The sequence below is a fragment of the Mycobacterium sp. OAS707 genome (genome assembly GCF_014873705.1).
Taxonomy (GTDB): domain Bacteria; phylum Actinomycetota; class Actinomycetes; order Mycobacteriales; family Mycobacteriaceae; genus Mycobacterium.
On the sequence record NZ_JADBDS010000003.1, the window covers coordinates 310,050 to 336,438 of the forward strand.

The window sequence follows — 26,389 nt, forward strand, 5'->3', positions numbered from 1 at the left end:
AAGAATCACAGAGGGCTCTATCATTCGTCAAGTGTCAGATTCGGCGACGAGCGCTCGGCGGAGCAACCGCCGCGGTCAGGCGACGCGTGACGCCATGCTCGACGCGGCGCTGCGCGCCCTGGCGAGCGGTGATGTCGCCGCGGCTTCCGCCAATCGCATCGCGAAGGACGCCGGCGCGACTTGGGGTGCGGTCAAATATCAGTTCGGCGATATCGACGGCTTGTGGGCCGCGGTGTTGCGTCGCACCGCTGAGCGGCGCGGGCAATTGCCTTCACAGGCCACCCCGGATGCGCCGTTGCGCGAGCGGGTGGCCGCCATCATCGACCTCCTCTTCGACGGGTTGTCGGCACCCGATTCGCGCGCGATCGAGACGCTGCGGGCAGCGTTGCCCCGCGATGGCGCGGAGTTGGAGCGGCTCTATCCGAAGACGGCCGCTGAACTCCAGTCATGGGGGCGTAGTTGGATCGAAGCGTGCCAAGAGGCGTTCCGCGACGTCGATGTCGATCCCGAACGGGTCCGTGAGGTCGCGTCGTTCATCCCAGGCGCTATGCGGGGCCTCGCCTCGGAGCGCCAACTCGGTTCCTACTACGACCTCGATATGGCGCGGCGTGGCCTGACGAACGCCATCGTGACGTACGTGCAGCGCTCAGATCACGGTGAGCGGCAGTGACTTCCGGTGCTCGAAGGTAAACGTCGCGCCGCCGCTGACCCGGACCACCGATACCTCCGGTAATTCCTTTGCCGCCGTGTCGGTTTCGATGATTCGCGCCGTCCACTCGTTGTCAGTTCCTGCGGTCTCGACGTCGAGTCGCGGGTCGATCGCGGCGACGGCCGCCTGCAGTGGGCGCGTCTCGGTCGGTCCGACCAACGACAACCACGCCCCGTCCTCGTGCGCCGCAGAGCGGCGGACGTGCACGGTGTCCGGGCCGAATTCGGCGGTCACGTACGGGGCGGGATTGAACATCGGATGCAGTTCAAGCGTGCGCATCGCGCCCTCGATGCCGCCGGGCAGGCCCAGAGCGCGGTGAATACGTTCGGCGGCGATGCCGGCAAGGCCGATGAGCTGTTTGGTGCAGATCTCGGTCGCCAGTTCGGTGTTCGTACCCGCGCGCTTGCCGACCGCGATGACGAACGACAGGTTCAGCAGGTGCATCTGCAGACATACTTCGTCGGCCATCCGCACGAGCGCCGACTGTGAGAACGCGCCGAAGTCGAAGTCGGACACCAAGGCGCCCGAGTAATCCGACTGCCCTTCGTCGGCAGCGTCGATCGGGTCGAGTTCGGTTCGGGCGGCGCGAGTTCGGCGTATCACGTCGAGGACGGGATGGTCCTGCACCTCTGGGTGAGACTCGTCGATGACCACGGTCCACGCGCAGTGGGGGTGGCGGTCGGCAGGCGCCCGCGGCGGGCGGTGAATGGGACGGATCTGCGCCCTGCGGTTGGTGGCCACCGCGGTGGCGTCGAACGTCGGGTCCTCGATGTCGTGGCACATGCCGCGGACGTACTCCTCGCCCATCGGTTCGACGTCGAGCAGCGCGCCGCAGTGGTCGAGGTGGAACTCACCGTGCCAACGGTCATGCACTGTGTAGCGGAAGTCCATGAATTGCGGGGGCGCGCCGATGTCGAGTTGCAGGCCCTTGAAGATCGTGACGACGTCGTCGCCCTCGTAGTTGAGAGCCTTCTGCATTCGCCTGGTGTAGATCGGGCTGGCGCCCATCCATTCCTCGATCGCGATCTGCAGCATCTCCTCGCGACCGAAATTGCTGATGCACCAAGCCATTCCGGAGCGGTCGATCAGCTGACCGATCAACAGCAGCTCCGGCACCAGCGTCGCGAGCTGCTCCCGCGACAGGCCGGCAAACCTACTTGTCATCGAGACTGCTTCCCGAGTGCATCTTCAGCGCCGCGTCGACGTTCGCCTTCTTGTCCTCGCCCTGCTGCTTCTTCCGCTGCTTTGTCACCTTCGTGACCACGCCGTCGAGCTTGGAACCCAACGGGAATCCGAGGTAGTGGGTAAGGAAGATCGCCATCTCCTTGAGCTCGTCCTCGGTGATCTCGCCGTTGGCGAGCGCGGCGTTGGCCTGGATCTCGGCCAAGTCAGAGATACCGAGAGCGGTCACCACGGTCAGCGTCATGATCCGTTTGTCCCGCATCGACAGGCCGGGGCGCGTCCAGATGGTGCCGAAGAGGTGGTCTGCGGTCAGGGCGAAGTACTCGCCGGGCATGTCCGGCATCTCCCACCCATAGACCTCGTTCATCTTGGCGAGGCCCTTCTTGCGCAGCTCTTCCATTACGACTCCTTCGTATGCGGGACGCCGAGGCTGGCGGCGAAGTTTTGCAGTGCGTATTCCGCCATCGGCAGCTCGACGCCCAATTCCTCACCGAGCGCCAGCGCCAGGCGCAAATCCTTCTCGCCTAACGCGCGGTTGTGCAGGAAGGGTTGATACAGAAAGTGGTCAGGGGCAAGTGGCTTCGCATCGTCGCGCCACATGACCATGCCTGCGCCGCCGCTCTGCTTGTCACTGTGGCGGACGACTTTGCCGAGGTCCTGGCAGTTCACACCTGCTGCGTCGGCGAGCTTCAATGCCTCACCCGCGGCGGTGAACGAAATGAAGTGCAACATGTTGCGGGCCAGTTTCATTCGGGTACCCGCGCCAGGCTGTCCGGCGTGCACGATGAGCGATGCCCACAGCGAGAACGGCTTCTCGACGAGTTCGAACGCCTCATCACTGGCGCCGACCATCACTGCCAACTCGCCCTTCTTCGCGGCGCGGTCGCCACCGCTGACTGGTGCATCAACGATGTGAATGCCCTCCGAATGCAACTGCTCGGCCAACTCGGCGGCAGTCCCGTCGCTGATCGTGGAGTGGATCGCGATGACGGTGCCGGGCTTCGCATGCGCCGCCAACTCCCCGACAACATCGCGCACCTGCTCGTCGTTGAGCACGGTGACACTGATGACGTCGGCCTCCGCCACGTCGGCCACACTGTCGGCGAGACTGGCGCCGGCTTCGGCCAGCGGCGTCATCGCCTCGGCGCGCGCATCGAAAACCACCAGACCGCCGGGCCATTCGACGAGACGCTTGGCCATGGGCGCGCCCTGGTTGCCAAGGCCGATATAGCCGAGCTTGATGTCGTCACTCATGAGCGGATGATCTGTCCGCCGTCGACGTTGAAGATCTGGCCGGTGATCCACTTCGCTTGATCGGACAGCAGGAACAGGCACATGCCGACCAGGTCTTCGGGTTGGCCCATGCGGGACAACGGAATTCCCTTGACGATGTCGGCAACCATCTCCTGCGGCGTCGTGGTCCGGTTCGCCTCGGTGTCGATGGGACCGGGCGCGATCGCGTTGACCCGGATGTTCTGCCCGCCGAGCTCAGTGGCCAGCTGCTGGGTGAGGCCGTTGACGCCGACCTTCGCCAGACCGTAGAAGTTCGAGTACAGCCAGGCCGCCGTCGAGGACTGATTGACGATGGCGCCGCCACCGCGCTTGGCCATCTTTCGATACACCGCGCGAGTGCACACCAGGGCACCGTCCATATTCACGCTCATGAACTTCTTGTAGTAGTCCCAGTCGACGGTGATCAGGAAGTCCAGCTTCATGCCGCCGAAGATCGCCGCATTGTTGACCAGATAGTCGATGCCACCGAACTCCGAAAGCGTCTGCGCGGCCATCTCTTTCGCTGAGTCCGGATCGGACACATCCACTCGGACCGCCAGCGCGTTGCCGCCCTCGCCCTTGATCCCGTCGGCGACCTTCTGCGCGCCCTCGGTGTTGATGTCGGCCACCACCACCGCAGCGCCCTCGCGGGCCAGCGCCTCGGCGTAGGCCTGGCCGATGCCGCCACCGGCGCCGGTGACGATCGCGACCTTTTCGTCGAACTGCATATCTTTCCTTTCCGCCGAGCGTGGACTTGATGCACGTTTTTCGCCGTTAGGCGTGCGGGTAACCCACGTTCGGCGGGTCAAATTGCTGTGGCAATGGCCTTGGTCTCGAGGTACTCCTCGAAACCCGCCAGGCCCATCTCCCGGCCGATGCCGGACTGCTTGTATCCCCCGAACGGCATGTCGGCGGAGTACCAGACGCCGCCGTTGACATTGACGGTGCCGACGCGCATCCGCGCGGCGATGCCCGCGGCACGGTCCGGATCGGCCGAGAACACGGTGCCGGACAGCCCGTACGGCGAATCATTGGCGATCCGCACCGCGTCGTCGTCGCCGTCGTGCGCGATCACCGTCAACACCGGGCCGAAGATCTCCTCACGTGCGACCTTCGCGTTGTTGTCAAGGCCCGCAATGACTGTCGGCTCGATGAAGAAGCCGGTGTCGCGGTCGGCGGGCCTGCCGCCGCCGCAGGCGAACTTGCCGCCCTCGTCGGTGGCCGAGTCCAGATAGCCCTGAACGCGGTCCCGCTGCCGCGCGGAGATCAACGGCCCGCAGACGGTGCCGGGGTCTGTCGGATCGCCCGGCTTGATCGAGCCCATGGTTGCCGCCGCAGCCTCGACCGCCTCGTTGTAACGCGCTCGCGGCACCACCAGCCGGGTCGTGATCGCGCAGCCCTGACCGGCGTGCATCGATGCAGTGAACGCCGACATCGAACACGCGCCGGCCAGATCCGCGTCGTCGAGCACGAGGAAGGCCGACTTGCCACCGAGTTCAAGGAAGACCTTCTTGAGTGTCGCGGCGCCGTCGGCCATCACTGCGCGTCCGGTGGCCGTCGACCCGGTGAACGAAACCATGTCCACGCGTGGGTCTTTCGACAGCAGCGCGCCGACGCCGTGGTCGCTGGAGGTGACGATGTTGAGCACGCCGGGCGGGATGTCGGTGTGCTCAGCGATCAACTCGCCGAGGATGGCGGCACACCATGGCGTGTCCGGCGCCGGCTTGAGGACGACGGTGTTGCCCGCCGCCAGCGCCGGGCCGAGCTTGGCCAGGTTGATCTGATGCGGGAAGTTCCATGGGGTGATGGCACCCACGACGCCGACGGCTTCCCGTGCGACGGTGCGGTGCGTCTTGATGCCCATCGGCTCGGCGATGCCGAAGTCGGTTGTCCACTGGTAGGACTCGGCGGTGTCGGCGCAGAAACTCAGGTCGGCGATCGGACCTTCCAGCTGCGCCATCGAGGTCAGCATGACTGGGGCACCGACTTCGGCAATGGTCAGCTCGCGTAGTTCCTCGACGTTCTTGGTGAGCGCCTCCTGCAGCTGGCGCACACACCGCACCCGCAACTCGACGTTGGTCGACCAGTCCGTCTCGTCGAACGCGCGGCGAGCTGCCTCGATCGCCCGGTCCATGTCGTCGACGGTCGCGTCGGCGGCCATTCCGAGCACCTCTTCGGTGGCGGGATTGATCGTCGGAAACGTGCCACCACTACCGGCAACCAGCTTCCCGTCGATGAACAGCTGACTCTGGCGATCGCTGCGCAGGCCCATGACCAACTCTCCGCTTCTTTGCTGGACAACTGTCCGACTTGGCTTATCCGAACGATAGCCCGCGAAGCGTCCTTGTTGCAAGCATGACCCGATTCACCTGCGTACTTGCCTATCGGCCATCCGGTCAGATAACTTGGACATGTGTCCAGCGATGCCGTGGCAGCCGTCACAGAACAGCCACGCAACCGCCGCCAGGAGGAGACGTTCCGCAAGGTGCTCGCCGCCGGCGTCGAAATGCTGCGCGAGTCGTCATATGCCGATCTGACGGTGCGGGCGGTGGCCGCCCGCGCCAAGGTCGCCCCGGCGACCGCCTACACCTACTTCTCGTCCAAGAACCATCTGATTGCCGAGGTGTACCTGGACCTCGTCCGGCAAGTGCCGTACTTCACCGACGTCAACGACACCCGCACCAGTCGCGTCGAGCAGGCGCTGCGTGCGCTGACACTGATGATCGCCGACGAGCCGGAGGTCGCGGCCGCGTGCACGACGGCGCTGCTGAGCAATGGCGATCAGGCCGTGCGCGCGGTGCGCGATCGCATCGGCGCGGAGATCCACAAGCGCATCCGGTCGGCGGTCGGCCCAGACGCCGACCCACGCACGGTATCGGCCCTCGAGATGACGTATTTCGGCGCGCTGGTCCATGCGGGCAGCGGCGTCGTCACGTACCACCAGATCGCCGACCGCCTCACCTACGTCGTCGGCCTCATCCTGGGAGAAGAAGAGTGACCGTAAGCGACCTCGTGCTCGATCCGTACGACTACGACTTCCACGAAGACCCGTACCCGTACTACCAGCGGCTGCGCGACGAAGCTCCGCTGTATCACAATGAGGAGCTCGGGTTTTGGGCGTTGTCGCGGCACAGTGACGTGCTGCAGGGTTTCCGCAACAGCACGACGCTGTCGAACAAGTTCGGCGTTTCGCTCGACCCGGCGTCACGTGGCCCGCACGCATCCAAGACCATGTCGTTTCTCGCGATGGACGATCCCGCGCACTTGCGGTTGCGCACCCTGGTCTCCAAGGGTTTCACCCCGCGGCGCATCCGCGAACTGGAACCACGAGTCACCGAGATCGCCATTCAGCACCTCGACATCGCTTTGCAGTCAGAGACTTTCGACTACGTCGACGAATTCGCGGGCAAGCTCCCGATGGACGTCATCTCCGAATTGATGGGCGTTCCCCAGCCCGACCGGGCTCAGGTCCGTGCTTGGGCCGACGGTGTCATGCACCGCGACGAAGGCGTCACCGACGTGCCGCAAGCGGCGGTCGAGGCGTCCATCAACCTGATCGTCTACTACCAGGAGATGGTCGCCGAGCGTCGCAAGAAGCCCACCGACGACCTGACGACGGCGCTGCTGGAGGCCGAGATCGACGGCGACCGGTTGACCGACGACGAGATTCTGGGCTTCATGTTCCTGATGGTCATCGCGGGCAACGAGACCACCACCAAACTGCTTGCCAACGCGGCGTTCTGGGGGCACAAGAACCCTGACCAGCTGACGCCCGTCTACGACGACATGGAGCGGGTGCCGTTGTGGGTCGAGGAGACGCTGCGTTACGACACCTCCAGTCAGATCCTCGCGCGCACCGTCTCCGGAGACCTGACGCTGTATGACACCACCATTCCCGACGGCGACGTCCTGTTGCTCCTGCCGGGTTCGGCCCACCGCGACGAGCGAGTCTTCACCAACCCCGACGACTACCTCATCGGACGCGAAATCGGGTCCAAACTCATGAGTTTCGGCAGCGGTGCCCACTTCTGCCTCGGCGCGCACTTGGCGCGAATGGAGGCTCGGGTGGCGCTGGCCGAGTTGTTCAAGCGAATCCGCGGATATGAAGTCGACGAGGCCAACGCCGTCCGCGTCCACTCCAGTAACGTCCGCGGATTCGCTCATCTACCGATCACCGTGGAGACCCGCTGAATGCCCCGCTTTGAACCGCTGCCCAAGCGCAGACCAGCCATCGTCGCCGGCGCCTCGTCCGGGATCGGCGAAGCCACCGCGATCGAGCTTGCCGCGCACGGCTTTCCCGTCGCACTCGGCGCTCGCCGCGTCGAGAAGCTCGACGAAATCGTCGGCAAGATCCGCGCCGACGGCGGCGAGGCCGTTGGTTTCCACCTCGACGTCACCGACCCCGGCTCGGTCAAATCCTTTGTCTCGCAATCGGTCGAGGCGCTCGGTGAGATCGAGGTACTGGTGGCGGGCGCCGGTGACACCTACTTCGGCAAGCTGGCTGACATCAGCACCGACGAGTTCGAGTCGCAGCTGCAGATCCACCTGGTCGGCGCCAACCGGCTGGCCGCCGCGGTGCTGCCCGGCATGATCGAGCGCCAGCGTGGTGACCTGATCTTCGTGGGCTCCGACGTCGCACTTCGTCAGCGCCCGCACATGGGTGCCTACGGGGCGGCCAAGGCCGCACTGGTCGCGATGGTCACCAACTTCCAGATGGAACTCGAAGGCACCGGCGTCCGTGCCTCGATCGTGCATCCCGGCCCGACCAAGACCAACATGGGTTGGAGCCTGCCCGCCGAGTTGATCGGTCCAGCCCTCGAAGACTGGGCCAGATGGGGCCAGGCCCGTCACGACTACTTCCTGCGGGCGGCGGATCTCGCGCGGGCCATCACGTTCGTCGCCGAGACGCCGCGTGGCGGGTTCATCGCGAACATGGAACTGCAGCCCGAGGCGCCGTTGGCCGACAAGAAGGACCGGCAGAAACTTGCGCTTGGCGAGGAAGGAATGCCACCGGTATGACCACCGCAATTGTGCCCCGGGTGTCCGGGGGCGAAGAAGAGCACGGCCACCTCGAGGAATTCCGCACCGACCCAATCGGTTTGATGAAACGCATCCGCGAGGAATGCGGCGATGTCGGCTGGTTCCAACTCGTCGACAAGCACGTGATCTTCCTGTCCGGCGCGGAGGCCAACGAGTTCTTCTTCCGCTCTGCCGACGAAGATCTCGACCAGGCCGAGGCCTACCCGTTCATGACGCCGATCTTCGGCAAGGGTGTGGTGTTCGACGCCAGCCCCGAGCGGCGCAAGGAGATGCTGCACAACTCGGCGCTGCGCGGGGAGCAGATGAAGGGCCACGCCGCGACCATCGAGGGCGAAGTCAAGAAGATGATCGCCGACTGGGGCGACGAAGGCGAGATCGAACTGCTCGACTTCTTCGCCGAGCTGACCATATACACCTCGACCGCGTGCCTGATCGGGTTGAAGTTCCGCGAACAGCTCGACCACAGGTTCGCCGAGTACTACCACGACCTGGAGCGCGGCACCGATCCGCTGTGCTATGTCGACCCGTACCTGCCGATCGAGAGCTTCAGGCGCCGCGACGAGGCCCGCGTGAAACTCGTTGCGCTGGTGCAGGAGATCATGGACCAGCGGTTGGCCAATCCGCCGAAGGACAAGGCCGACCGCGACATGCTCGACGTGCTGGTGTCGATCCGCGACGAGGACGGAAACCCCCGGTTCTCCGCCGACGAGGTCACCGGCATGTTCATCTCGCTGATGTTCGCAGGCCACCACACCAGCTCAGGAACATCGGCGTGGACGCTGATCGAACTGATCCGCAATCCCGAAATCTACGCCGAGGTGCGCGACGAACTCGACGAGCTCTACGCCGACGGCCAAGAGGTCAGTTTCCATGCGCTGCGCCAGATTCCGAAGCTGGACAACGTCGTCAAGGAGACGCTGCGGCTGCATCCGCCGCTGATCATCTTGATGCGGGTCGCCCAGGGCGAGTTCGAAGTGCAGGGCTTTCCGATTCACAAGGGTGACTTCGTCGCCGCGTCTCCCGCTGTCTCCAACCGGATCCCCGAGGACTTCCCCGATCCGGACGCTTTCATCCCCGATCGCTACAACAAGCCCGAACAGGCCGACATCGCCAACCGCTGGACCTGGATCCCGTTCGGCGCGGGACGGCACCGCTGCGTCGGCGCCGCGTTCGCCCAGATGCAGATCAAGGCGATCTTCTCGGTGTTGTTGCGCGAGTACGAGTTCGAGATGGCGCAGCCCGCCGACTCGTACCGCAATGACCACTCGAAGATGGTGGTGCAACTGGAGCGCCCGGCCAAAGCACGCTACCGCAGGCGCGCCAAGTAGGAGGAGACCATGGGTTTTCGGATCGAGGTCGACTTGGATCTCTGCCAGGGCCACGCCATGTGCGAGGTCGAGGCACCCGACTACTTCACGGTGCCTAAACGGGGGAAGGTCGAAATTCTCAATACAGAACCGCCGGAAGAAGATCGGGCCCAGATCGAACAAGCCGTGTGGGCCTGTCCCACGCAAGCACTGTCCATCAAAGAAGATAAGGACTGACTATGCCGTCATTGCCCCGAGAAGAACTCGACAACTGGGTCGAGCAGTGGCTTGCGGTCAACCGCGACTGCGAAAAGAACGGTGACTGGCGACCTCTCGCCGACTTCTACACAGACGACGCCACGTACGGCTGGAACATCGGCCCGATGGAAGACGTGATGTGCGTCGGCATCGATGAAATCCGCGACGTCGCCTTGGGTCTGGAGATGCAGGGCCTGGAGAACTGGCGCTACGAGTATCAGAAGGTGATCGTCGACGACAAGCTCGGCGAGATCGTCGGCTTCTGGAAGCAGATCGTGGACAAGGCGGACGGCACGCAGGACGAGATCTACGGCATCGGCGGCAGTTGGTTCCGGCTGAACGCGAACCTGAAGATCGAGTGGCAGCGTGACTTCTTCGACTTCGGCCACGTCTCCAAGATGTTCATGAAGCTGATCGAGTCCGGTGACCTCAGCGCGGGCATGCAGAAGCGGATCGAACGCTCGCTGGCCGGGGAGAAGCTGCCCGGCTACTACCCGCTCGGGCAAGCGCCGGTGCCGATCTGGTGACTCCCGGCCAAGCGGTTGCTTGGGGGCGGGTGTGACGCACCTAACTAATGGCTCTAGTCTGTGGTCAGTGGCACTAGCGGAAGGCACCTGAGGATGAAGACAAAAGGCGCTCTCATCTGGGAGTTCAACCAGCCGTGGTCGATCGAGGAGATCGAGATCGGCGACCCCGTCAAGGACGAGGTGAAGATCCAGATGGAGGCGTCGGGGATGTGCCACTCCGACCATCATCTGGTCACTGGCGGCATCCCGATGGGCGGCTTCCCGGTGCTCGGCGGCCATGAGGGAGCCGGCATCGTCACCGAGGTCGGGCCCGGCGTGGAGGAAGTCGCCCCCGGCGACCACGTCGTGCTGTCCTTCATCCCGTCGTGCGGGCACTGTCCGTCGTGTCAGGCCGGGCTGCGCAACTTGTGTGACCTGGGCGCAGGACTTCTCAACGGCGCGGCCGTCTCCGACGGCACCTTCCGGATCCAGGCCAAGGGCCAGAACGTTTTCCCGATGACGCTGCTGGGCACCTTCTCGCCGTACATGGTCGTGCACAAGAGCTCTGTGGTGAAGATCGACCCGTCGATCCCGTTCGAGGTGGCCGCCCTGGTGGGTTGCGGCGTGACCACCGGCTACGGCTCGGCAGTACGCACCGCTGACATCCGGCCCGGCCAGGACGTCGCGGTCGTCGGCGTCGGCGGCGTCGGCATGTCAGCCCTTCAGGGTGCGGTCAATGCTGGCGCTCGGCACATCTTCGTCATCGAGCCCGTCGAGTGGAAGCGCGACGCGGCACTGAAATTCGGTGCCACCCACGCATATCCGGACATCAACACCGCGCTGATGGGCATCGCCGAGGTCACCGCGGGCTTCATGGCCCACAAAGTCATCGTCACCGTCGGTGAGCTCCACGGGGAAGACATCGACAACTACCTGATGATCACCGCCAAGGGCGGCACCTGCGTCGCGACCGCGATCGGCAGTCTGCTCGACACCCAGGTGACGCTCAACCTCGCGATGCTCACGCTGATGCAGAAGAACCTGCAGGGCACCATCTTCGGCGGCGGCAACCCGCACTACGACATTCCGCAGCTGCTGTCGATGTACAAGGTAGGCAAGCTCAACATCGACGACATGATCACCCGTCAGTACAAGCTGGAGCAGATCAACGAGGGCTACCAGGACATGCTGGACGGCAAGAACATTCGCGGCGTGATCCGCTACACCGACGACGACCGGTAGCGGTGGCCCGCGGGTTCACCCACCTGTTGCAGCCGGGCCGGATCGGCTCGATGACGCTGCGCAACCGCTTCGTCATGTCTCCGATGGAGACCATGTACGGAACGCCGGACGGCCTACCCGCGGAGCGCACGCGTGCCTACTTCGCCGCCCGGGCCAAGGGAGGCGTTGGGCTGATCACCGTGGGCGCCACCGGAATCGACCCCAAACACCCCGAGACGCCCGGCGGCCTGCACCTTGGCACCGACGCGGCCGTCGACGCCCACCGCGCACTGGTTGACGCGGTGCACGAACACGGCGCCAAGATCCAGCCGCAGATCGTGCACGCCGGACCCGACGGGCTGGGACCGGAGATGTACGGCGTGACTTCCATTGGGCCGTCGGTCATTCCGTCGTACCTGACCGGTAGGCCGTCGGCGGAGGTCACCCACGAACAACTCGTCGAGGTGTTCGACTTGTTCAAAGCGGCGGTTCGCCGAGCGGCCGAAGCCGGCTACGACGGCATCGAACTACATGCCGCGCACGGCTACATGTTCCTCGGGTCATTCCTGGCGCCGCAGCGCAACCGCCGCACCGACGACTACCGCGGCGACTCGGTCAAGGGCCGCATCCGCGTCGTCGTCGAGGCGCTGGCCGCCATCAGATCCGAGATCGGTGACGCACTACCGATCACACTGCGCATCTCCGGGTATGAGCGGGTCGCAGGCGGTCGACCGATGTTCGAAACCGCCCAGGTGGCACCGCAATTGGTAGCCGCCGGTGTGAACGCCTTCCACGTCAGCGGCGGCGTGATCGACCGGCTCGTAACCGGCATGGTCAACTCCTCAGACGACGGCGACGCGCTCAACGTCGGCGCGGCTGCCGCGGTCAAGCAAGTCGTCGATGTGCCGGTCATCGCTGTCGGACGCATCCACGACGCCGAGCGTGCCGAGCAGATTCTCGCCGACGGGCGCGCCGACTTCATCGCGATGGGCCGTCCGATGCTCGCCGACCCCGAGCTGCCGAACAAAGTCGCCTCCGGTCACGCCGACCGCGTGCGCAAGTGCATCTCATGCGAAAACTGCATCGACGCCATGGAACAACGCTTCTCTGTCGACTGCGCCGTCAATCCCCGCACCGGCAAGGAACGCGAACTGGCCGCACCCCGCGCGCCGCGCGCCAAGAACGTGGTGGTGATCGGCAGCGGACCGGCAGGCATGGAAGCAGCGCGGGTCGCCGCCGGGCGCGGCCACCGTGTCACGCTCTTCGAACGCAACACCCAGACCGGCGGCGCGCTGCTGTGGGCGTCGATCCTGCACCAGGAGAACGAACCGTTCTTGCGGTGGCTACGCGATGAGGTCAGCCGCAGCGAGGTGAATGTCGAGCTGGGACACGAGGTTTCAGCAGATGACATCGTTTCCCTGCAGCCCGACGCGGTCGTGGTTGCCAACGGTGGCCAGGTCGTCCTGCCTACCATCGCAGGAAGTTCACTGCCGCATGTGCAGACCGGCGAAGCGCTTCGCGAACAGTTCGGCGGGTGGCGGCAGCGGCTGGTCCGCCCCGGGACTGTTCGGCTGGCGTCCAAGGCATGGATGCCGATCGGTCATCGCGTCGTGATCATCGGCGCCGACCTCGTCGCGCTGGAGCTCGCCGAGTTCCTCGCCGCGCGTGGTCGGCTCGTCTCGGTGCTCGAGACAGGCAAGACCATCGCGCCCGAACTGGGCAACAAGCGCAAGACCGAACACATGGACCGGCTCGACCGGTTGGGCGTCACGGTGCACGTGCGCGTCGCGGTGGAGCAGATCGCGCCCGACGGGGTGGATTTCACGCCCTATGGCGGCCGCAGCCGCAGGCTCGCTGCGGACAGCGTCGTCGTTGCAGGCACCCTGCAACCGAACACGGAACTGTACGAGAAGCTCGTCGCCGCGCTGCCCAACGCGGCTGTGCACGCCGCGGGGGACTGCACTGGGCTCGGGCTGATCCGCAAGGCCACCGCGGACGGCGCCCGCGCCGCCTGCGCCATCTAACAAGAGGAGTGAAATGAGTCAGGAGACAGTGGAAAAGACGCCCGTCGTCGCCGCATCGGAGTCGTCATGGCGCTGCGTGCAATCCGGGGACAGGGAGGGTTGGCTGGCGTTGATGGCCGACGACGTCATGATCGAGGACCCGATCGGCGATGCGTTCACCAATCCTGGTGGCACCGGTGTGCGCGGCAAAGAGGCCGTTGCGGCCTTCTACGACGCGAACATCGGCCCGAACAAGCTCACGGTCACTCGGGAAGAGACATTCCCGTCGAGCTCACCGACCGAGATCGCCTACATTCTGGTGCTGCGCACCGAGTTTCCTAACGGCATGGTTGCCACCGTGCGCGGCGCGTTCACCTACAAGGTCAACGACGCCGGGCTGATCACCAATCTGCGCGGCTACTGGAACATGGACGCCATGCAGTTCACTGAGCCGGACAAGAAGGATTAGCGCGCTTCTCGCCGGCCGCGGCGCCGTCGTGGTCGGCGGCACCCGTGGTGTCGGTCTCGCGGTCGCCGAATTGCTGGCCGCGCAAGGCGCCGGCGTGGTGGTCAACGGCCGCGATCAGGGCACGGCCGCCGAAGCAGCCCAACGCATTACGGGTGCTGTCGCATTCGCGGGTTCTCCTGCCGAACCCGCCGTCGCTGACGCGTTGATCGACGCCTGCGTCCAACAGTTCGACCGGATCGACATCCTGGTGAACTGTGCGGGGACCGCCGGGCTGGCCAGCGAGTCGATACTCACCGTGACCAGTGCACGGTTCCGCGACCTGGTCGACGCGCACCTCGGCACGACCTTCGAGACGTGTCGCGCTGCGGCACCGAAAATGGTTGCGCAGGGCGGCGGTTCGATCATCAACAGCAGTTCGTTCGCCTACCTCGGCGACTACGGCGGCACCGGCTACCCGGCCGGCAAGGGCGGTGTCAACGGGCTGACGATGGCGATCGCGGCCGAGCTGAAGGAGCACGACGTGCGCGCGAACGTCGTGTGCCCTGGCGCGAAGACGCGGCTGTCGACAGGCCCGGAGTACGAAGACCACATCGTCGCGTTGCACCGCCGCGGTCTGCTCGACGACACCAGCATGCAGGCGGCGCTCGACGCTCCGCCAGCCGAGTTCGTGGCACCGACGTATGCGTATCTGGCCAGCGATCTCGCCAAGGGCATCACGGGTCAGATCTTCATCGCCGCAGGTGGTTTCGTCGGCCGCTTCGACCGCCCGAAACCGTCGATCGTTGCGTACCGGGACCACAGTGAGTCGCCCCCATGGTCGGTGAACGAACTCGACGAGATGATCCGCACAGCCGACTAGCGACAGATCAGCTACGCCGTTTCCTCATGCACCTGCCTCTCGGCGTCGGGCCGCAGCGGAATCACGTTGTCGCCTGTCGCGACTTCCAAAGTGTGCAAATCGTGCCCGTGCGCCGTCTTGTCCCAGAAGTGCCGCTTCGTCGGCGTCATGAGCTCGTAGACCGCCTTCACCAGTGACACCACGGTCAGCATCTGCCAGATTCCGCACAGCACCAAGAGCATGTATTTGACGGTGCTGAACCCTTTACGCTTGTTGGCGGCAGCCACATGCTGCAGGAACAGCGCGAAGTTGCCGAAAACGAGCAGTAGCACGCCCAGATAGAGCAACAACACGGGAAAGAGCTTTTCGATGCCGGGCGATCGAGTGGCGAAGTAGACGAACGTCAAGACCCAGGACAATGCGCTGAGCAGAATGCTCAATGGTGTTCCGATCAAGAACAATTCGTAAACGAACCACCGGCGCAGACCCATGTGGCGGATGGTGCGCAACGGCCTGCGCATGAAGATCAGCGCGGTTTGAATGTAGCCCTTGAGCCACCGCGAACGCTGGCCGATCAAGGTAGGCACCGTCGTAGTGGCGATCTCGTACGTGACGCTGTCGAGCATGGCGATCTTGTAGCCGTGCAGAGCCAAAGCGCCCGCCAAGTCGGCATCCTCGGTGACGTTGTACATGTCCCATATCCCGATCCACTTGGCGTCGCGGGGCAGCCGACTCCTGCTGATGCCGACACGGATCAACGGTTCAAAGCGGAAGTGATTGGACGTGCCGCCGAGTGGGGGTACCAGGCCGAGGTGTGCGAGTCCGGGCAGCACCCATTCGAAGTGGATCGCGTACTCCACCCACATCAACCGCGACACCCAGCTGCTGGTCTGGTTGGAGAACGCCAATCGCGCCTGCAAGCAGACAACGCCCGGGTCGACCTTCTCGTAGGCGCGGAATGCGCCCGCGGCCTTGAGCAGCTGGCTCGGCTCCGGGCGGTCCTCCGCGTCGTACACAACGCAAAGGCCGGCCCTGAACTTCTTCGACTTGTCCTGAAGGACCTTGTGCGCACCGTAGTTCAGGGCACGCTGCTTGCCGTAGGGCTTGACCGGCGGCACTTCGACGACCTCGACATAATCGGGCAGCTTGGCCTCGTCGATTGCGGCACGAGTCTGCGGGTCGCGATCGCGGGTTTCGACAAGCAGCATCACCCGCAATTTGTCTCTCGGATAAAGCAATTCATTCAGCCCCCGTATCATCGGCGGTATCATCGCTGCTTCCTGGTACAAGGGCACGAAGATGGTGTAACGCGGCAGGTCTGGGTCGGTGACGTCCGGCACGACGTAGTCCGGATGCCGGTACCGCGTCGACGCCCACCATGCGCCCATCTTGAAGAGACCGACGAAAACGGCGAAGAACGTCAGCACCAGTGCGACAACCACTTTCGCCGCGGTCAGCGGGGCGACAATTGTGAACGCGACGACCAGGACGATTACCGTCGCGAAGAAGATCAGTTGGCCGGTATTGACGACAGCGGCGGCGGTGTAGCGCACCGGACGCGCGGCGGCTTGCGTGACCATGCCTCACGCCTTTCTCTCGTAAATGATGTAGAGGTCATTGCGGAACACTTCGGTATAGGCAGCGATCTTGTTGGACGAATACAGCTCGCCGAACGTCTTGTCGGGGGTCTTCCCGACGCGCATCACGATCCACTTGATCTGCTGACCGGGCGGATCGCTGAGGGCGGGATCCCATTTCTGGTAGCTGCCCTCGTAAACGTTGTTGGTGAGCGGCACCCTGGCGTTGAAGAGGACCGATTCATTGCCGAACGACTCGATCAATATCACTTCGCCCTTGCGGTAATTGGCAGCGAGATACTCGCTGGTCTCCCTGACGTTGCTTTCCAATCCGATGAAGAGGCTGCCTTCCCTGGCAGTGACTGCGCCGGTCGGACCGTCCGGGAAGAGGGGGATGAGCGTGACGGCGCAGGCCAAGATGAGTCCGTAAACGCGTGCGCGCGAGGGGATGAGGCTGACGAGATATCCCCCGAGGATCGCCGCGGGAATGGCCATCAGTAGACCGAACCGGACGTTGTAGATGTCGCCTGTGATCTCCGCGACGTGTAGCGGGCGCTGGCCGACAGTGAGGGCTACGGCGAAGAAGGGCGCCATCGTCAGCAAGCCGAGTGTCGGCAGGGAGTCCAGTTTCCTGCGCTTCACTACCATCATGACCACGCCCACGAACATGACGAGGACGAGGACCAGCCCGATGTTGTCCACCGTCGCATACCAGTACGTCTTGATCGCGACAATCGGGTTGCCGACCGCTTTCTCGCCCTCGCTCACCCATAGCGACGGCTTCGCATATTCGCCGTTCTGGAAATTCAGCGGATTGCCGAAGATGAGGGTGTTCCAACCTATCCAGAGCGCAATGGCGGCGCCTGCGAAGAACAGAAACGTCAGCAACACACCCTCAGCGGCGCTCCGGCCGAACTTCCGCCACGCGGCGAACAACAGCACCGCCGCCAGTACGAAGGTGACGACCCAGGCCTCGTAGCGTGTCAGGCAACCGAGAAACAGCGCGAACGCACCGGCGAAGAGGAACGGATAGCCGCGCGAATGGTCGTCTGTCTGAATCCACTTCTGCACGTAGTAGGTCGCGGCGGCGACAGTGGCGAAGAAGAGCAGTTCGGTCATCGGGGTGCTCTGCATGTAGAGCACATTGGGATTCAGAGCGAACACCAGAGTTCCGGCGACCGCGGCAGTTCGTGTATTGGTGAGATCTCGGATGATCCGGTAGATGAAGACGCAGCTGACGACGTAGCTGGCCATGCTCACCACACTGCCGGCGAAACCGCTGTAGTAGAACGAATCCACCCACACGAACGGCAGCATCAACAGGTGCGGTACCGGCAACCAGACGCCGCCCAGCTGCGCGAAGCCCGCGGTCGGGCTGTCCAGCGTGCGTGCGGCGATCTGCAGATGCGAAATCGAGTCCGCATAGCCGAGGGCGATGCCCTTGCTGACGAAGTACATGTACGCGCAGACAGAGGTGATGACAGCGAAGATCGCCACCCACCATGATGTGTGATCGGGACGGGCCGCGGGGGCTGCGGCACGGACCTTTACCGCTTCGGTGACGATCACGATGCGTCCTGTCCCGCGATTCTGATGGCGATCGCGGCAAGTGGATCGTTGACTACCAGGCCACGCTGACGAGGCCCCGCGAGTTCATGTCGAACGTTGTAGAGGTCGACGAAGGACCGGATCACCACTCTGACCTTCAGACCGGTCTGCGTACCGTTCACGCGTGGATAGTGCGGTACAGGGACCTCGACGAACTTCTGACCGTCGCGGTAGAGCCGGGCCAGCAGCTCCGGCGAGATCGCCGCGTAATCGCTTTGCAAGCGGCCGACGACGGCTCCGATCGCTGTTCGGTGCATCAACTTGAAGCCGCAATCCACGTCGGCCGCCTGGAATTTCAACACGAGCCGGCTGATGCCGTGCCACATACGGCCCGCGGCCCTTCGCGCCAAGTTGTCGGCACGCTTGGTGCGTACCCCTAGCACGACGTTGACGTCGTGCGAGTACGCGGCCACCAACAGCAACGCCAGATCGCTCGGATTGAACTGGCCATCGGAGTCGCAAAAGGCCACCCATTCACAACCCGTCGCCAGTGCCGCGCTGAACCCCGAACGCAGCGCCCGACCGTAGCCGCCGTTGACCTCGTGGGAGACGGTCTCGACAGGGTAAGTGCTCCTGAGGTTTTCGATGACGTCGGCGGTGTCGTCGGTCGACCCGTCATCGACGATGATGACGGCTCGCTTCTCGATGCCGACCGCGTCGAAGAATTCGAATGCCTTCGTCACGACGCCGACGAGGTTGGCTGCTTCGTTGAATGCCGGCATGAACAACGCGACACTGGGCAGTGGTGTTTTAGCAATGGGCAATATCCGCATGATGCTCTTCTCCATGAACGGTCGATGAAGGTTTACGTTCGGCTTTGAACACGACGAAGTGGTTCACAAGGAAAGTCCAGACTGTGCTGGCAGCGTTCGCGACGAGCAGCGCAAGCCAGAGCCACAGACCTGTCTCACAAAGCAGCCAGAAGACGGCCGCATTGATGATGCTGACCGAGATCAGCGCGCTGGTGTTGAATTTGGCCCACCGCACAAGCAGCGATTCACCGCGCAGACGGTCGCGCCAGGTGAACACCTGACTCAGTGTGAAATTCAGCTGTGCGGAAAGAAGAAAGGCGATCAAGTCGGCACAGTAGAGATGCATGCTGTGTTCGAGACAAACCATGAGGCCTAATTGGACTGTGTAGCAGAGCATTCCGACCGCTGCGAACCGCACGATCCGGGGGGCGAAGTTGAGGCCCGTCTCCGCTGCCACCGTTGTCATATTCCCCCCGCTTTCGATTCAGACTGCTGCCGGCGACACGGACACGTTGTCGAATACCGACGTGTTGATCATCGAGCCGTTGTGCGAGCAGACGAAGAAGCCGAACTCCGCAGCGGTTCCCAACGCGAGAACTGTTGTGCCAACTGGTGTCCACGTGGTGCCGTTCGCGGAAACGTAGGCGGTGATCACGCTGCCCGACCGGGTGAGCTTCAGCCACGCATTCGTGGGTGTGTACGGAACGGAATCGGTATTGCCTGTGAAGTTGTATTGGAATGCGACTCCGTGCTGGGGGGTGACAGCAAGTAGCGCGTAAGGCGATCCGGAGGCAGTGGACTGCTTGATCATCACACCCGATTTGGCCCAGGGATCCGTTGGTGTCTGGCTGGCGACTCGCGCGATGATCGTGCCGTCTCCCGTCAACTTCTGGTGCACGAACTGGAACTGGTCGGCGCTGCCCCAGATGTCGTTGCCTGCACCCTTTACCGTGAACGAGCCCGCCGAGTACGTGCTCGAACCAGCCACCGTGGGTGTGCCGATGTCACCTGCCTGCCACGGCGCGGGTACCGCAGGGGGCGCCGCGACACCTTGGGTCACCCGGACGTTGTCGAACGTCGCGGTGCTCAACTGCCCACCATTGTGCGATGTGACGAACAACCCGATCTGCGCATCAGCGCCTGCCGCAGCAGCGACGGTGGCCGTCCCTACTTGAGTCCACGTCTGACCGTCAACCGAGGCATAACTCGTGACCGTGTTGCCGGAACGCGTCAGCTTCAGCCATGACGCTCCCGCCGGGCCCCCGACCGAATTGTTGAAGTTGGACTGGAAGTTCACCCCGTTGCCGGGTGTGACGGCAAGCAGGGCGTATGGCGAGCCGGCGATCGTCGACTGCTTGATCATCACACCGGCCTTGGCCCACGGGTCGGTCGGTGCCTGGCCAGTGACGTGCGCGACGATCTCACCGTCACCGGACAGCGCTTGATGCACGAACTGGAACTGGTCTGCGGTGTCCCAGATGTCGTTGCCGCCACCCCTGACCGTGAACACGCCACCGGCATACGACGATGCACCTGACACGGCCGGGCCCCCGACGTCGTCGGCGGTCCACGGGGCAGGCAACACTGCCCTGGTCACCGAGACGTTGTCGAAGGTCGCGGTGCTCAACTGCGCGCCGTTGTGTGACGTGACGAACAATCCGATCTGCGCGGCGGCACCCAAAGCCACTGTGGCCGTGCCTACTTGGTTCCAGCTCTGCCCATCGGTCGAAGCGAAGCTCGTCACCGTGTTGCCGGTGCGCGTGAGTTTCAGCCACGCGGTCCCTGCTGGGATCGCCGGACCTGCCACCGAGTTGTTGAAGTTGGACTGGAAGTTCAGCCCATGGTCCGGCGTCACCGCGATCAGCGCGTACGGTGCGCCGGCCGCCGTCGACTGCTTGACCATCAGGCCGGCCTTGGCCCATCCGTCAGTGACCTGCTGACTGGTGACTCGCGCGACGATCTCACCATCACCCGTCAGACCCTGATGTAGGAATTGGAATTGGTCCGCGGTGCCCCAGATGTCGTTGCCGCCACCCTTGACGGTGTAGGTGTTGCCGATGATGGTGGTGCCGCCTGCGAGCGTCGGGGCCCCGACGTCCTCGCTCGTCCATTCCGGGTGAGATGAAACGCTGACGTTGTCGAACGTCGAGGTGTTCAATGTGCCGTTCACATGAGAGGTGACTGCAAGGCCTGCAGTGGCATTCGCGCCCATGACCACTGTTGCCTGGCCTACGAGGGTCCAGTCGGTGCCGTTGGCGGACGTGTAACCCCTGAACACGTCGCCTTGGCGCTCCAGCTTCAGCCACGCGTTGGGATACGTGTATGGCGCATTCCCGCTTTCGCCGTTGAAGTTGTACTGGAATCTGACGCCGTTGTCGGGAGTGGCCGCCAGCAGTACGTACTTGCTGTTCGGATCCGTCGACTCCTTGATGATGATTCCCGACTTGGCGAAGGGGTCGGTGTCGTCCTGCGAGGTCACCCGGGCGATGACCGTGCCGTCGCCACCGAATGACTGGTAGACATAATGGAATTCGTCGGTGTCGGCCCAGATGTCGTTGCCGGACCCCCGCACTGTGAATACGCCGTTTTGAAACGACGTGTAGCCCAACGTGGTGCGAACTCCGATGTCGCCGTCGTGCCATGGCGCAGGCGGTGTGAAGAACTTGTCGTAGTTCACCGTGTAGGTTGCATCGGCGCCTGGCGTCGTGAGCGTGTGAGTCTGGGCCTGGCCGTCGGACCAGTTGTCGAATACGAACTGTCCGTCGCTGACGAATTGCGGTGAAAGCCCGCCGATCACGCGTTCCACACCCACGACGGCTCGTTCCGTGTGCGAGCCCTTGTATGGGATGCCGTCGATGGTGAAGGATGCCTCCGGATCGCTCGCGTTGACGGTGAGATTGACGAGGTTTGGCTTTATCTCGACCGACCGCGAGGTCGATAGGCCACTGCTGTCGGTCACCGTGAGCGTCAGGATGTAGGACGTGGTGTCGATGTTGTCGGGACTGCGCGGGATGGTGATGCTTCCGGTGGGGCCGACGATGTCGTTGCGGAACGGGTGGATGTGTTCGGCGTGATGGAACACGACCGACCAGTTGTACGCGCTGGCAGGCAGCGTGCCGTCCTCGGCGTCGGAACCGATGCCGCTGAACGTGATCACATCACCGGCGTTGTACTTGGTCGCAGAGGTCGGGCTGAGGATCTGAGCGGTCGGTGCGGTACTGCCGACGACGATTCGCTTTGCGGCCTGGCCGATCTTCGCGCCGTCGCTGACTGTCAGGGTCACGTCATAGGGACCGTTGACTGTGTAGGTATGTGTCGGGTTGGTCGATGTCGACGTCGCGCCGTCGCCAAAGTTCCACGCATACGTCAGGGTCGTGTCGGGGTCCGGATCGTTGGAGCCTTGCGAGGAGAAGTTGACCGTCAACGGTGACAGACCGTTGTCGGGACTGGCGGTGATGACTGCGCTCGGCGCGCGGTTGCCGCCCGACGGGGCGATCATCGACAGCTCGCCGGGGAAGATGTTCAGTTGATAGATGTTGCCGTCGGGTCCCTGGGCAAGCTTGACGACGGTGCCGGCATTGCTGTCGAACATCTGCTCGCCGATGAAGCTGCTGTAGGTGGAGTCGAAGGTCAACGTCTTGATCCAGCCGAGCGTGTAGTCGGCGATGAACACCTTGTTCTCATACGACGGGTCGAAAGTTGTACCGGTGTAGACCATCACGGCCGTGATCGAACCCGCGTGCGCCTCGTCTGCAGTGTGCGCGTAGGAATAGATCGGGTTCGCGAACCCGCACCCGTCACAGACTCCTTCGGCCAGCGGCCAGCCGTAATTGGCGCCAGGTGTGACGACGTCGAGTTCTTCGAAAAGGCTGCCGCCTACATCGCCTGCCATGAGCTTGCCGTCGGGTGTGAAGGTGAATCGGAACGGGTTGCGAAGTCCGTACGCCCAGATCTGGGGCAATGCCCCGGGGGTATCGACGAACGGATTGTCCGCAGGCACAGTGCCATCCGGGTTGATGCGCAGGATCTTGCCGTGGACGTTGGCGAGGTTCTGCGAATTGGGGTTGTACGTGTTCATCCCCATCGCCCAGTAGAGCTTGCCGTCGGGGCCGAAATGAATTTCTCCACCGTGGTGGAACACGTTGCCCAACTGGTCGGATTCGAGTAATACGACCTCGGACGTGGGGTCGGCGGTGTTGCCGGACACCGTGATGCGCGACAAGCGATCGTGGTTCTGCGCAGTGGTGTAGGAGACGTACAGGTAGCCGTTTTGGGTGAAATTCGGATCGACTTCGATACCGAGAAGGCCGCGTTCCTCGTCGTTGTCGGTCTGCAGCACGGCCAGGGTGATCACCGGATCGGGGTGCAGCGTTCCGTCGTAAACCTTGATGGCGCCGCCCTTTTCGGCGATGAGGATTCGGCCGTCAGGCAGGAAGCGGAAGTCAGTCGGCTGGTTGAGCCCGGACACGATGGTGGTTCTGTCGAACTCGGGATTCAAACCTTCGACGTCGGATGCGTCAAGCTCCAATTGGGTCGTCTGTCCAACGGTCGACGTTGCCCCCTGGCCGGAAAGGGCTTGGACGAGCTGTTGACGACCCCACGCCAGTAGTCCCAGAAGCGTTGGCGACTCCGGCGGAGCACCGGTGCCCGGTCCGATAGTGCCGAGTACTGTGCGGATCAAATCTGCCGCCACGGTGATCACAGTTCTGGGAATCGCCGCAATGGTGGGCATCGAATCCGCCGTTGCGGGCGCAAAGGTCGGCGTACTGAAGCCCTGGTCGGCGGTCGTACCGGCGATACGCGCGGGTGCGTCTACGGTGCCGCTCGAAAAACTCTGCACCTGCTCGACCGCATCAGCCCTGGTATAGGACGGTGCGTCGACAGCTTGCTTCCGCGCGAATCGTGTTGCGCTCGAGATAGTCCGGCGCTGGCCACGCGTAACGGCTTGACGCGGTGAGGCATCCTCAGTATTCGCGCCGCCTTTTGGCGGCACCGCGGTGTCGTGGTCGCTCGGCTGGTTCTCATCAGCGTCGGCAGCACCATCGTCGACGATTGACGTGTGCGCGCCACCGGAGCTTCGCACGATCACGCCGTCAGACGTGACCGTCTCCGTCGCCGTTGCCGATGCGCCCGGTTTGTCGCTCGTGCTGTTCGGGTCCGAGGACCCAGCGGAATTCGCCTGTGCGGCTTCGCTTGGCGTCGAGCTGTCCACCGTTGACGTCGAAGGAGACGCATTCGCCTCCGATGAGGTAGACGTGGGCGGAGAGGACCCGGTCGGGTCATCCGCCCACGCCACCCCCGGGAGGGCAACGACGGCCGCGCCTACGCCGAGCACGACCGCGAGTGCGCCCACACGTCCAATGTGTTTCGCGTACCCATTGGTTAGCGGAGTCGCCCCGCTACCGCCCCCCCATTCAGCTGGCCGGTAACTCGCGTACGAAGTGGCTGCACGCATGATCCCCCCACCGATCGGCCCGATATTCAGCAGCAGTCAATATTTGCTACTGAATAGTGGCACCAAATTGTCAGCAACGTGAGATATCTATCGCCCATGGGGTGGCAAGATCTTGCTTTTGCAACGACTACCATGTGAGACCGCAATGGCCTGACATCGGCTTTAGCGTAGTTGAGCTGGTTTTTGTCTCGACCAGCGCATCAAATGACAAACACAACTGGCGTCAATATTGCTATGCCATGTCCGCCATGGCGCTCGGGCCTCAGTGCCGGTACAGCGAATGTCTAGGTGACCTTTACCAATTTGCTAGCAACAATACAAAGGCCCGGTTGGGCATATTCGCACCCGTCCTGTGAAGGATGCACAGGTGAATTCTGGGTAACTCTCCTGCCACTGCAGGGAAGGTCAATGCTGCGGAGACGAGTGACCGGCCGCCTCGCAAACGCGACGACCAGCCCAGCGGCCACACAAGTGGATGTGCTCCTCGCACCTTCGCCGACCGTCAGGCGCTGAAAACCCTTCGCAGCGCGACGAATCGGATCAACGTCGCCACCAGGTTCGCCCCGACGAGCACCGACAGCTCCACAACCCTGCCGACGGTCGGGTCGAATCGATGCAGCACGAACAGCGAGCCGCTGGTGATGGCCAGACAGAACGCGAACACCACCAAGCCATTCAACTGATGACGAGCAACGCCAGTACGCCCACGGATGCCGAACGTGAAGGCCCGGTTGGCCGCGGTGTTGGCGATCGCGGTCAACAACAACGCGGTGAGGTTCGCGGCCTGTGCGCCCATCACGGGGTGAAGCAGCAGATACAGCAGGGCGAAGGCGAGCGTGCTCGCGATGCCGACGATGCCGAACCGCACCATCTGCCCGACCATGCCGCGCGGTACGCCGGCCACCAGCGGCTCGCGGCCGAGGCTGCGCTGCAGCTCGCGGATCGGCAGCTCGCCGGTCGCCAGCGCCCTGCCCACCCGCCAACAGCCCTTGAGGTCGTTGATCGCAGTGCGAACGATGTCGACCCGCGAATCCGGATCGTCGACCCAGTCGACCGGAACTTCGTGGATGCGCAGCCCGGCACGCTCGGCGATCACCAGCAGCTCGGTGTCGAAGAACCATCCGGTGTCGGCGACGTGCGGCAGCAGTTGGCGTGCGACGTCGGCACGCACGGCCTTGAAACCGCACTGCGCGTCGGAGAACTTGGCGCCGAGCACACCGCGCAGAATCAAATTGTAACTGCGAGAGACGAATTCGCGCTTGGGCCCGCGCACCACACGCGATGACGCCGCCAGCCGTGAGCCGATCGCGACGTCGGAGTGGCCCGAAATGAGCGGCGCTACAAGGGGCATCAACGCTGACAGATCGGTGGACAGGTCGACGTCCATGTAGGCGACCACGTCGGCGTCCGAAGCCATCCACGCGGTGTACAGCGCGCCGCCGCGGCCCTTGGCGTCGAGGTGGATGACGTCGACGTCGGCCAGCTCGTCAGCCAATGAATGCGCAACGGCCAGTGTGGTGTCCGTGCTCGCATTGTCGGCGATCGTGATTCGCGACGGGTAGGGCACCTCGGTGGCCAGGAAGTGATGCAGCCGGCGGACGCTTCCCGGAAGATCGCGCTCCTCGTTGTAGACGGGAATCACGATGTCGAGGACGTAGCTGCGCGTCGAACGTGGCGCCGCCTCGGCCGTGGGGGAAGCCACCAGGTCAGTCACGATGTCGAGCGTCTCTAAATAGGCTGCTACCCCACTGCGCCCTACCTGGGAGCTTGCTGGAATGCTCATCGGCATGTCGACCGTTTTCACCAAGATCATCAACGGGGAAATACCGGGCCGGTTCGTCTACGAGGACGACGACGTGGTCGCCTTCCTGACGATCGCGCCGATCACGCAGGGCCACACGCTGGTGGTGCCGCGCGCCGAGATCGACCAGTGGCAGGATGTCGACGCCCCCGAGTTCAACCGGGTGATGGCCGCCTCGCAGCTGATCGGCAAGGCCGTCTGCAAGGCATTCGACGTCGAGCGCGCGGGGCTGATCATCGCGGGGCTCGAGGTGCCGCACCTACACGTGCACGTCTTCCCGGCCCGCAACCTGAGCGACTTCGGCTTCGCCAACGCCGATCAGAACCCTTCGGCCGAATCACTCGATGAGGCACAGTCGAAGATCAAAGCGGCGCTGAACGAATTGGCTTGA

23 protein-coding genes are annotated in these 26,389 nt (G+C 63.8%); 12 read left to right on the forward strand and 11 right to left on the reverse strand.

What is annotated here, in order from left to right; genetic code table 11:
* Positions 1 to 94: 94 nt before the first annotated feature.
* Positions 95 to 670, forward strand: a complete 576-nt coding sequence (locus GGC64_RS19655; RefSeq protein WP_225952228.1) for a TetR/AcrR family transcriptional regulator — start codon at positions 95 to 97, stop codon at positions 668 to 670.
* Here the strand turns inward: GGC64_RS19655 and GGC64_RS19660 are convergent.
* The 5 genes from GGC64_RS19660 to GGC64_RS19680 form a co-directional block, all read right to left on the reverse strand.
* Positions 647 to 1,873, reverse strand: a complete 1,227-nt coding sequence (locus GGC64_RS19660) for a hypothetical protein (protein WP_192724229.1) — start codon at positions 1,871 to 1,873, stop codon at positions 647 to 649. The genes GGC64_RS19655 and GGC64_RS19660 overlap by 24 nt on opposite strands.
* On the reverse strand, positions 1,863 to 2,291 hold the full coding sequence (locus tag GGC64_RS19665) for a carboxymuconolactone decarboxylase family protein (protein WP_192724230.1): 429 nt from the start codon (positions 2,289 to 2,291) through the stop codon (positions 1,863 to 1,865). The genes GGC64_RS19660 and GGC64_RS19665 overlap by 11 nt, the downstream gene beginning before the upstream one ends.
* A complete protein-coding gene (locus GGC64_RS19670) occupies positions 2,291 to 3,145 on the reverse strand; it encodes an NAD(P)-dependent oxidoreductase (RefSeq protein WP_192724231.1) in 855 nt (284 codons plus the stop codon). Before GGC64_RS19670 ends, GGC64_RS19665 begins: the two co-directional genes overlap by 1 nt.
* On the reverse strand, positions 3,142 to 3,891 hold the full coding sequence (locus GGC64_RS19675) for an SDR family oxidoreductase (protein ID WP_192724232.1): 750 nt from the start codon (positions 3,889 to 3,891) through the stop codon (positions 3,142 to 3,144). The genes GGC64_RS19670 and GGC64_RS19675 overlap by 4 nt, the downstream gene beginning before the upstream one ends.
* Positions 3,892 to 3,968: 77 nt before the next feature.
* Positions 3,969 to 5,435, reverse strand: coding sequence for an aldehyde dehydrogenase (locus tag GGC64_RS19680; protein WP_192724233.1), 1,467 nt, complete (start codon positions 5,433 to 5,435; stop codon positions 3,969 to 3,971).
* Between the two features lie 141 nt (positions 5,436 to 5,576).
* Between GGC64_RS19680 and GGC64_RS19685 the strand changes: the two genes are divergently transcribed.
* The 10 genes from GGC64_RS19685 (at position 5,577) to GGC64_RS19730 (ending at position 14,826) form a co-directional block, all read left to right on the forward strand.
* A complete protein-coding gene (locus tag GGC64_RS19685; protein ID WP_192724234.1) occupies positions 5,577 to 6,161 on the forward strand; it encodes a TetR family transcriptional regulator in 585 nt (194 codons plus the stop codon).
* On the forward strand, positions 6,158 to 7,354 hold the full coding sequence (locus tag GGC64_RS19690; protein WP_192724235.1) for a cytochrome P450: 1,197 nt from the start codon (positions 6,158 to 6,160) through the stop codon (positions 7,352 to 7,354). The genes GGC64_RS19685 and GGC64_RS19690 overlap by 4 nt, the downstream gene beginning before the upstream one ends.
* Positions 7,355 to 8,182 carry an SDR family oxidoreductase gene (locus GGC64_RS19695; RefSeq protein WP_192724236.1) on the forward strand — a complete coding sequence of 276 codons (828 nt, stop codon included), beginning with the start codon at positions 7,355 to 7,357 and terminating at the stop codon, positions 8,180 to 8,182. It begins immediately after the preceding gene.
* Positions 8,179 to 9,531, forward strand: a complete 1,353-nt coding sequence (locus GGC64_RS19700; protein WP_192724237.1) for a cytochrome P450 — start codon at positions 8,179 to 8,181, stop codon at positions 9,529 to 9,531. Before GGC64_RS19695 ends, GGC64_RS19700 begins: the two co-directional genes overlap by 4 nt.
* A 9-nt stretch (positions 9,532 to 9,540) precedes the next feature.
* Positions 9,541 to 9,747, forward strand: a complete 207-nt coding sequence (locus GGC64_RS19705; protein ID WP_192724238.1) for a ferredoxin — start codon at positions 9,541 to 9,543, stop codon at positions 9,745 to 9,747.
* A 2-nt stretch (positions 9,748 to 9,749) separates the two neighbouring features.
* Positions 9,750 to 10,295, forward strand: a complete 546-nt coding sequence (locus GGC64_RS19710; RefSeq protein ID WP_192724239.1) for a nuclear transport factor 2 family protein — start codon at positions 9,750 to 9,752, stop codon at positions 10,293 to 10,295.
* A gap of 93 nt (positions 10,296 to 10,388) precedes the next feature.
* A complete protein-coding gene (locus GGC64_RS19715; protein ID WP_192724240.1) occupies positions 10,389 to 11,516 on the forward strand; it encodes an NDMA-dependent alcohol dehydrogenase in 1,128 nt (375 codons plus the stop codon).
* A gap of 2 nt (positions 11,517 to 11,518) precedes the next feature.
* Positions 11,519 to 13,519, forward strand: a complete 2,001-nt coding sequence (locus GGC64_RS19720) for an FAD-dependent oxidoreductase (RefSeq protein ID WP_370582197.1) — start codon at positions 11,519 to 11,521, stop codon at positions 13,517 to 13,519.
* Between the two features lie 13 nt (positions 13,520 to 13,532).
* Positions 13,533 to 13,967: a nuclear transport factor 2 family protein gene (locus tag GGC64_RS19725; RefSeq protein ID WP_192724241.1), complete on the forward strand. Its 435-nt coding sequence runs from the start codon at positions 13,533 to 13,535 to the stop codon at positions 13,965 to 13,967.
* Between the two features lie 28 nt (positions 13,968 to 13,995).
* The gene (locus GGC64_RS19730; protein ID WP_192724242.1) at positions 13,996 to 14,826 is read left to right on the forward strand and encodes an SDR family oxidoreductase; all 831 of its coding nucleotides are present in this window, start codon (positions 13,996 to 13,998) and stop codon (positions 14,824 to 14,826) included.
* An 11-nt stretch (positions 14,827 to 14,837) separates the two neighbouring features.
* Here the strand turns inward: GGC64_RS19730 and GGC64_RS19735 are convergent, their stop codons facing one another.
* The 6 genes from GGC64_RS19735 to GGC64_RS19760 all read right to left on the reverse strand — a co-directional run bounded on the left by GGC64_RS19735 (position 14,838) and on the right by GGC64_RS19760 (position 25,911).
* Positions 14,838 to 16,385 (reverse strand): glycosyltransferase, encoded by a 1,548-nt coding sequence (locus GGC64_RS19735; RefSeq protein WP_192724243.1) that lies wholly within the window; start codon positions 16,383 to 16,385, stop codon positions 14,838 to 14,840.
* Positions 16,386 to 16,388: 3 nt separating this feature from the next.
* Positions 16,389 to 17,951 (reverse strand): glycosyltransferase family 39 protein, encoded by a 1,563-nt coding sequence (locus GGC64_RS19740; protein WP_192724244.1) that lies wholly within the window; start codon positions 17,949 to 17,951, stop codon positions 16,389 to 16,391.
* A complete protein-coding gene (locus tag GGC64_RS19745) occupies positions 17,948 to 18,763 on the reverse strand; it encodes a glycosyltransferase family 2 protein (RefSeq protein ID WP_192724245.1) in 816 nt (271 codons plus the stop codon). Before GGC64_RS19745 ends, GGC64_RS19740 begins: the two co-directional genes overlap by 4 nt.
* Complete coding sequence (locus GGC64_RS19750) at positions 18,741 to 19,199, reverse strand: GtrA family protein (RefSeq protein WP_192724246.1); 459 nt, start codon at positions 19,197 to 19,199, stop codon at positions 18,741 to 18,743. Before GGC64_RS19750 ends, GGC64_RS19745 begins: the two co-directional genes overlap by 23 nt.
* Positions 19,200 to 19,226: 27 nt before the next feature.
* Positions 19,227 to 24,095, reverse strand: a complete 4,869-nt coding sequence (locus tag GGC64_RS19755) for a PQQ-dependent sugar dehydrogenase (protein ID WP_370582199.1) — start codon at positions 24,093 to 24,095, stop codon at positions 19,227 to 19,229.
* A 604-nt stretch (positions 24,096 to 24,699) separates the two neighbouring features.
* A complete protein-coding gene (locus GGC64_RS19760; protein WP_370582200.1) occupies positions 24,700 to 25,911 on the reverse strand; it encodes a glycosyltransferase in 1,212 nt (403 codons plus the stop codon).
* Between the two features lie 73 nt (positions 25,912 to 25,984).
* Between GGC64_RS19760 and GGC64_RS19765 the strand changes: the two genes are divergently transcribed.
* Positions 25,985 to 26,389: an HIT family protein gene (locus GGC64_RS19765; RefSeq protein ID WP_192724247.1), complete on the forward strand. Its 405-nt coding sequence runs from the start codon at positions 25,985 to 25,987 to the stop codon at positions 26,387 to 26,389.

Bases quoted from the DNA above. Each gene is read 5' to 3' on its own strand.
- GGC64_RS19710 (WP_192724239.1), top strand. From the start codon at position 9,750: ATGCCGTCATTGCCCCGAGAAGAACTCGACAACTGGGTCGAGCAGTGG.
- GGC64_RS19735 (WP_192724243.1), bottom strand. From the start codon at position 16,385: ATGGTCACGCAAGCCGCCGCGCGTCCGGTGCGCTACACCGCCGCCGCT.
- GGC64_RS19665 (WP_192724230.1), bottom strand. From the start codon at position 2,291: ATGGAAGAGCTGCGCAAGAAGGGCCTCGCCAAGATGAACGAGGTCTAT.
- GGC64_RS19655 (WP_225952228.1), top strand. From the start codon at position 95: ATGCTCGACGCGGCGCTGCGCGCCCTGGCGAGCGGTGATGTCGCCGCG.
- GGC64_RS19765 (WP_192724247.1), top strand. From the start codon at position 25,985: ATGTCGACCGTTTTCACCAAGATCATCAACGGGGAAATACCGGGCCGG.
- GGC64_RS19675 (WP_192724232.1), bottom strand. From the start codon at position 3,891: ATGCAGTTCGACGAAAAGGTCGCGATCGTCACCGGCGCCGGTGGCGGC.
- GGC64_RS19695 (WP_192724236.1), top strand. From the start codon at position 7,355: ATGCCCCGCTTTGAACCGCTGCCCAAGCGCAGACCAGCCATCGTCGCC.
- GGC64_RS19715 (WP_192724240.1), top strand. From the start codon at position 10,389: ATGAAGACAAAAGGCGCTCTCATCTGGGAGTTCAACCAGCCGTGGTCG.
- GGC64_RS19705 (WP_192724238.1), top strand. From the start codon at position 9,541: ATGGGTTTTCGGATCGAGGTCGACTTGGATCTCTGCCAGGGCCACGCC.
- GGC64_RS19660 (WP_192724229.1), bottom strand. From the start codon at position 1,873: ATGACAAGTAGGTTTGCCGGCCTGTCGCGGGAGCAGCTCGCGACGCTG.
- GGC64_RS19725 (WP_192724241.1), top strand. From the start codon at position 13,533: ATGAGTCAGGAGACAGTGGAAAAGACGCCCGTCGTCGCCGCATCGGAG.
- GGC64_RS19700 (WP_192724237.1), top strand. From the start codon at position 8,179: ATGACCACCGCAATTGTGCCCCGGGTGTCCGGGGGCGAAGAAGAGCAC.
- GGC64_RS19745 (WP_192724245.1), bottom strand. From the start codon at position 18,763: ATGCGGATATTGCCCATTGCTAAAACACCACTGCCCAGTGTCGCGTTG.
- GGC64_RS19670 (WP_192724231.1), bottom strand. From the start codon at position 3,145: ATGAGTGACGACATCAAGCTCGGCTATATCGGCCTTGGCAACCAGGGC.
- GGC64_RS19680 (WP_192724233.1), bottom strand. From the start codon at position 5,435: ATGGGCCTGCGCAGCGATCGCCAGAGTCAGCTGTTCATCGACGGGAAG.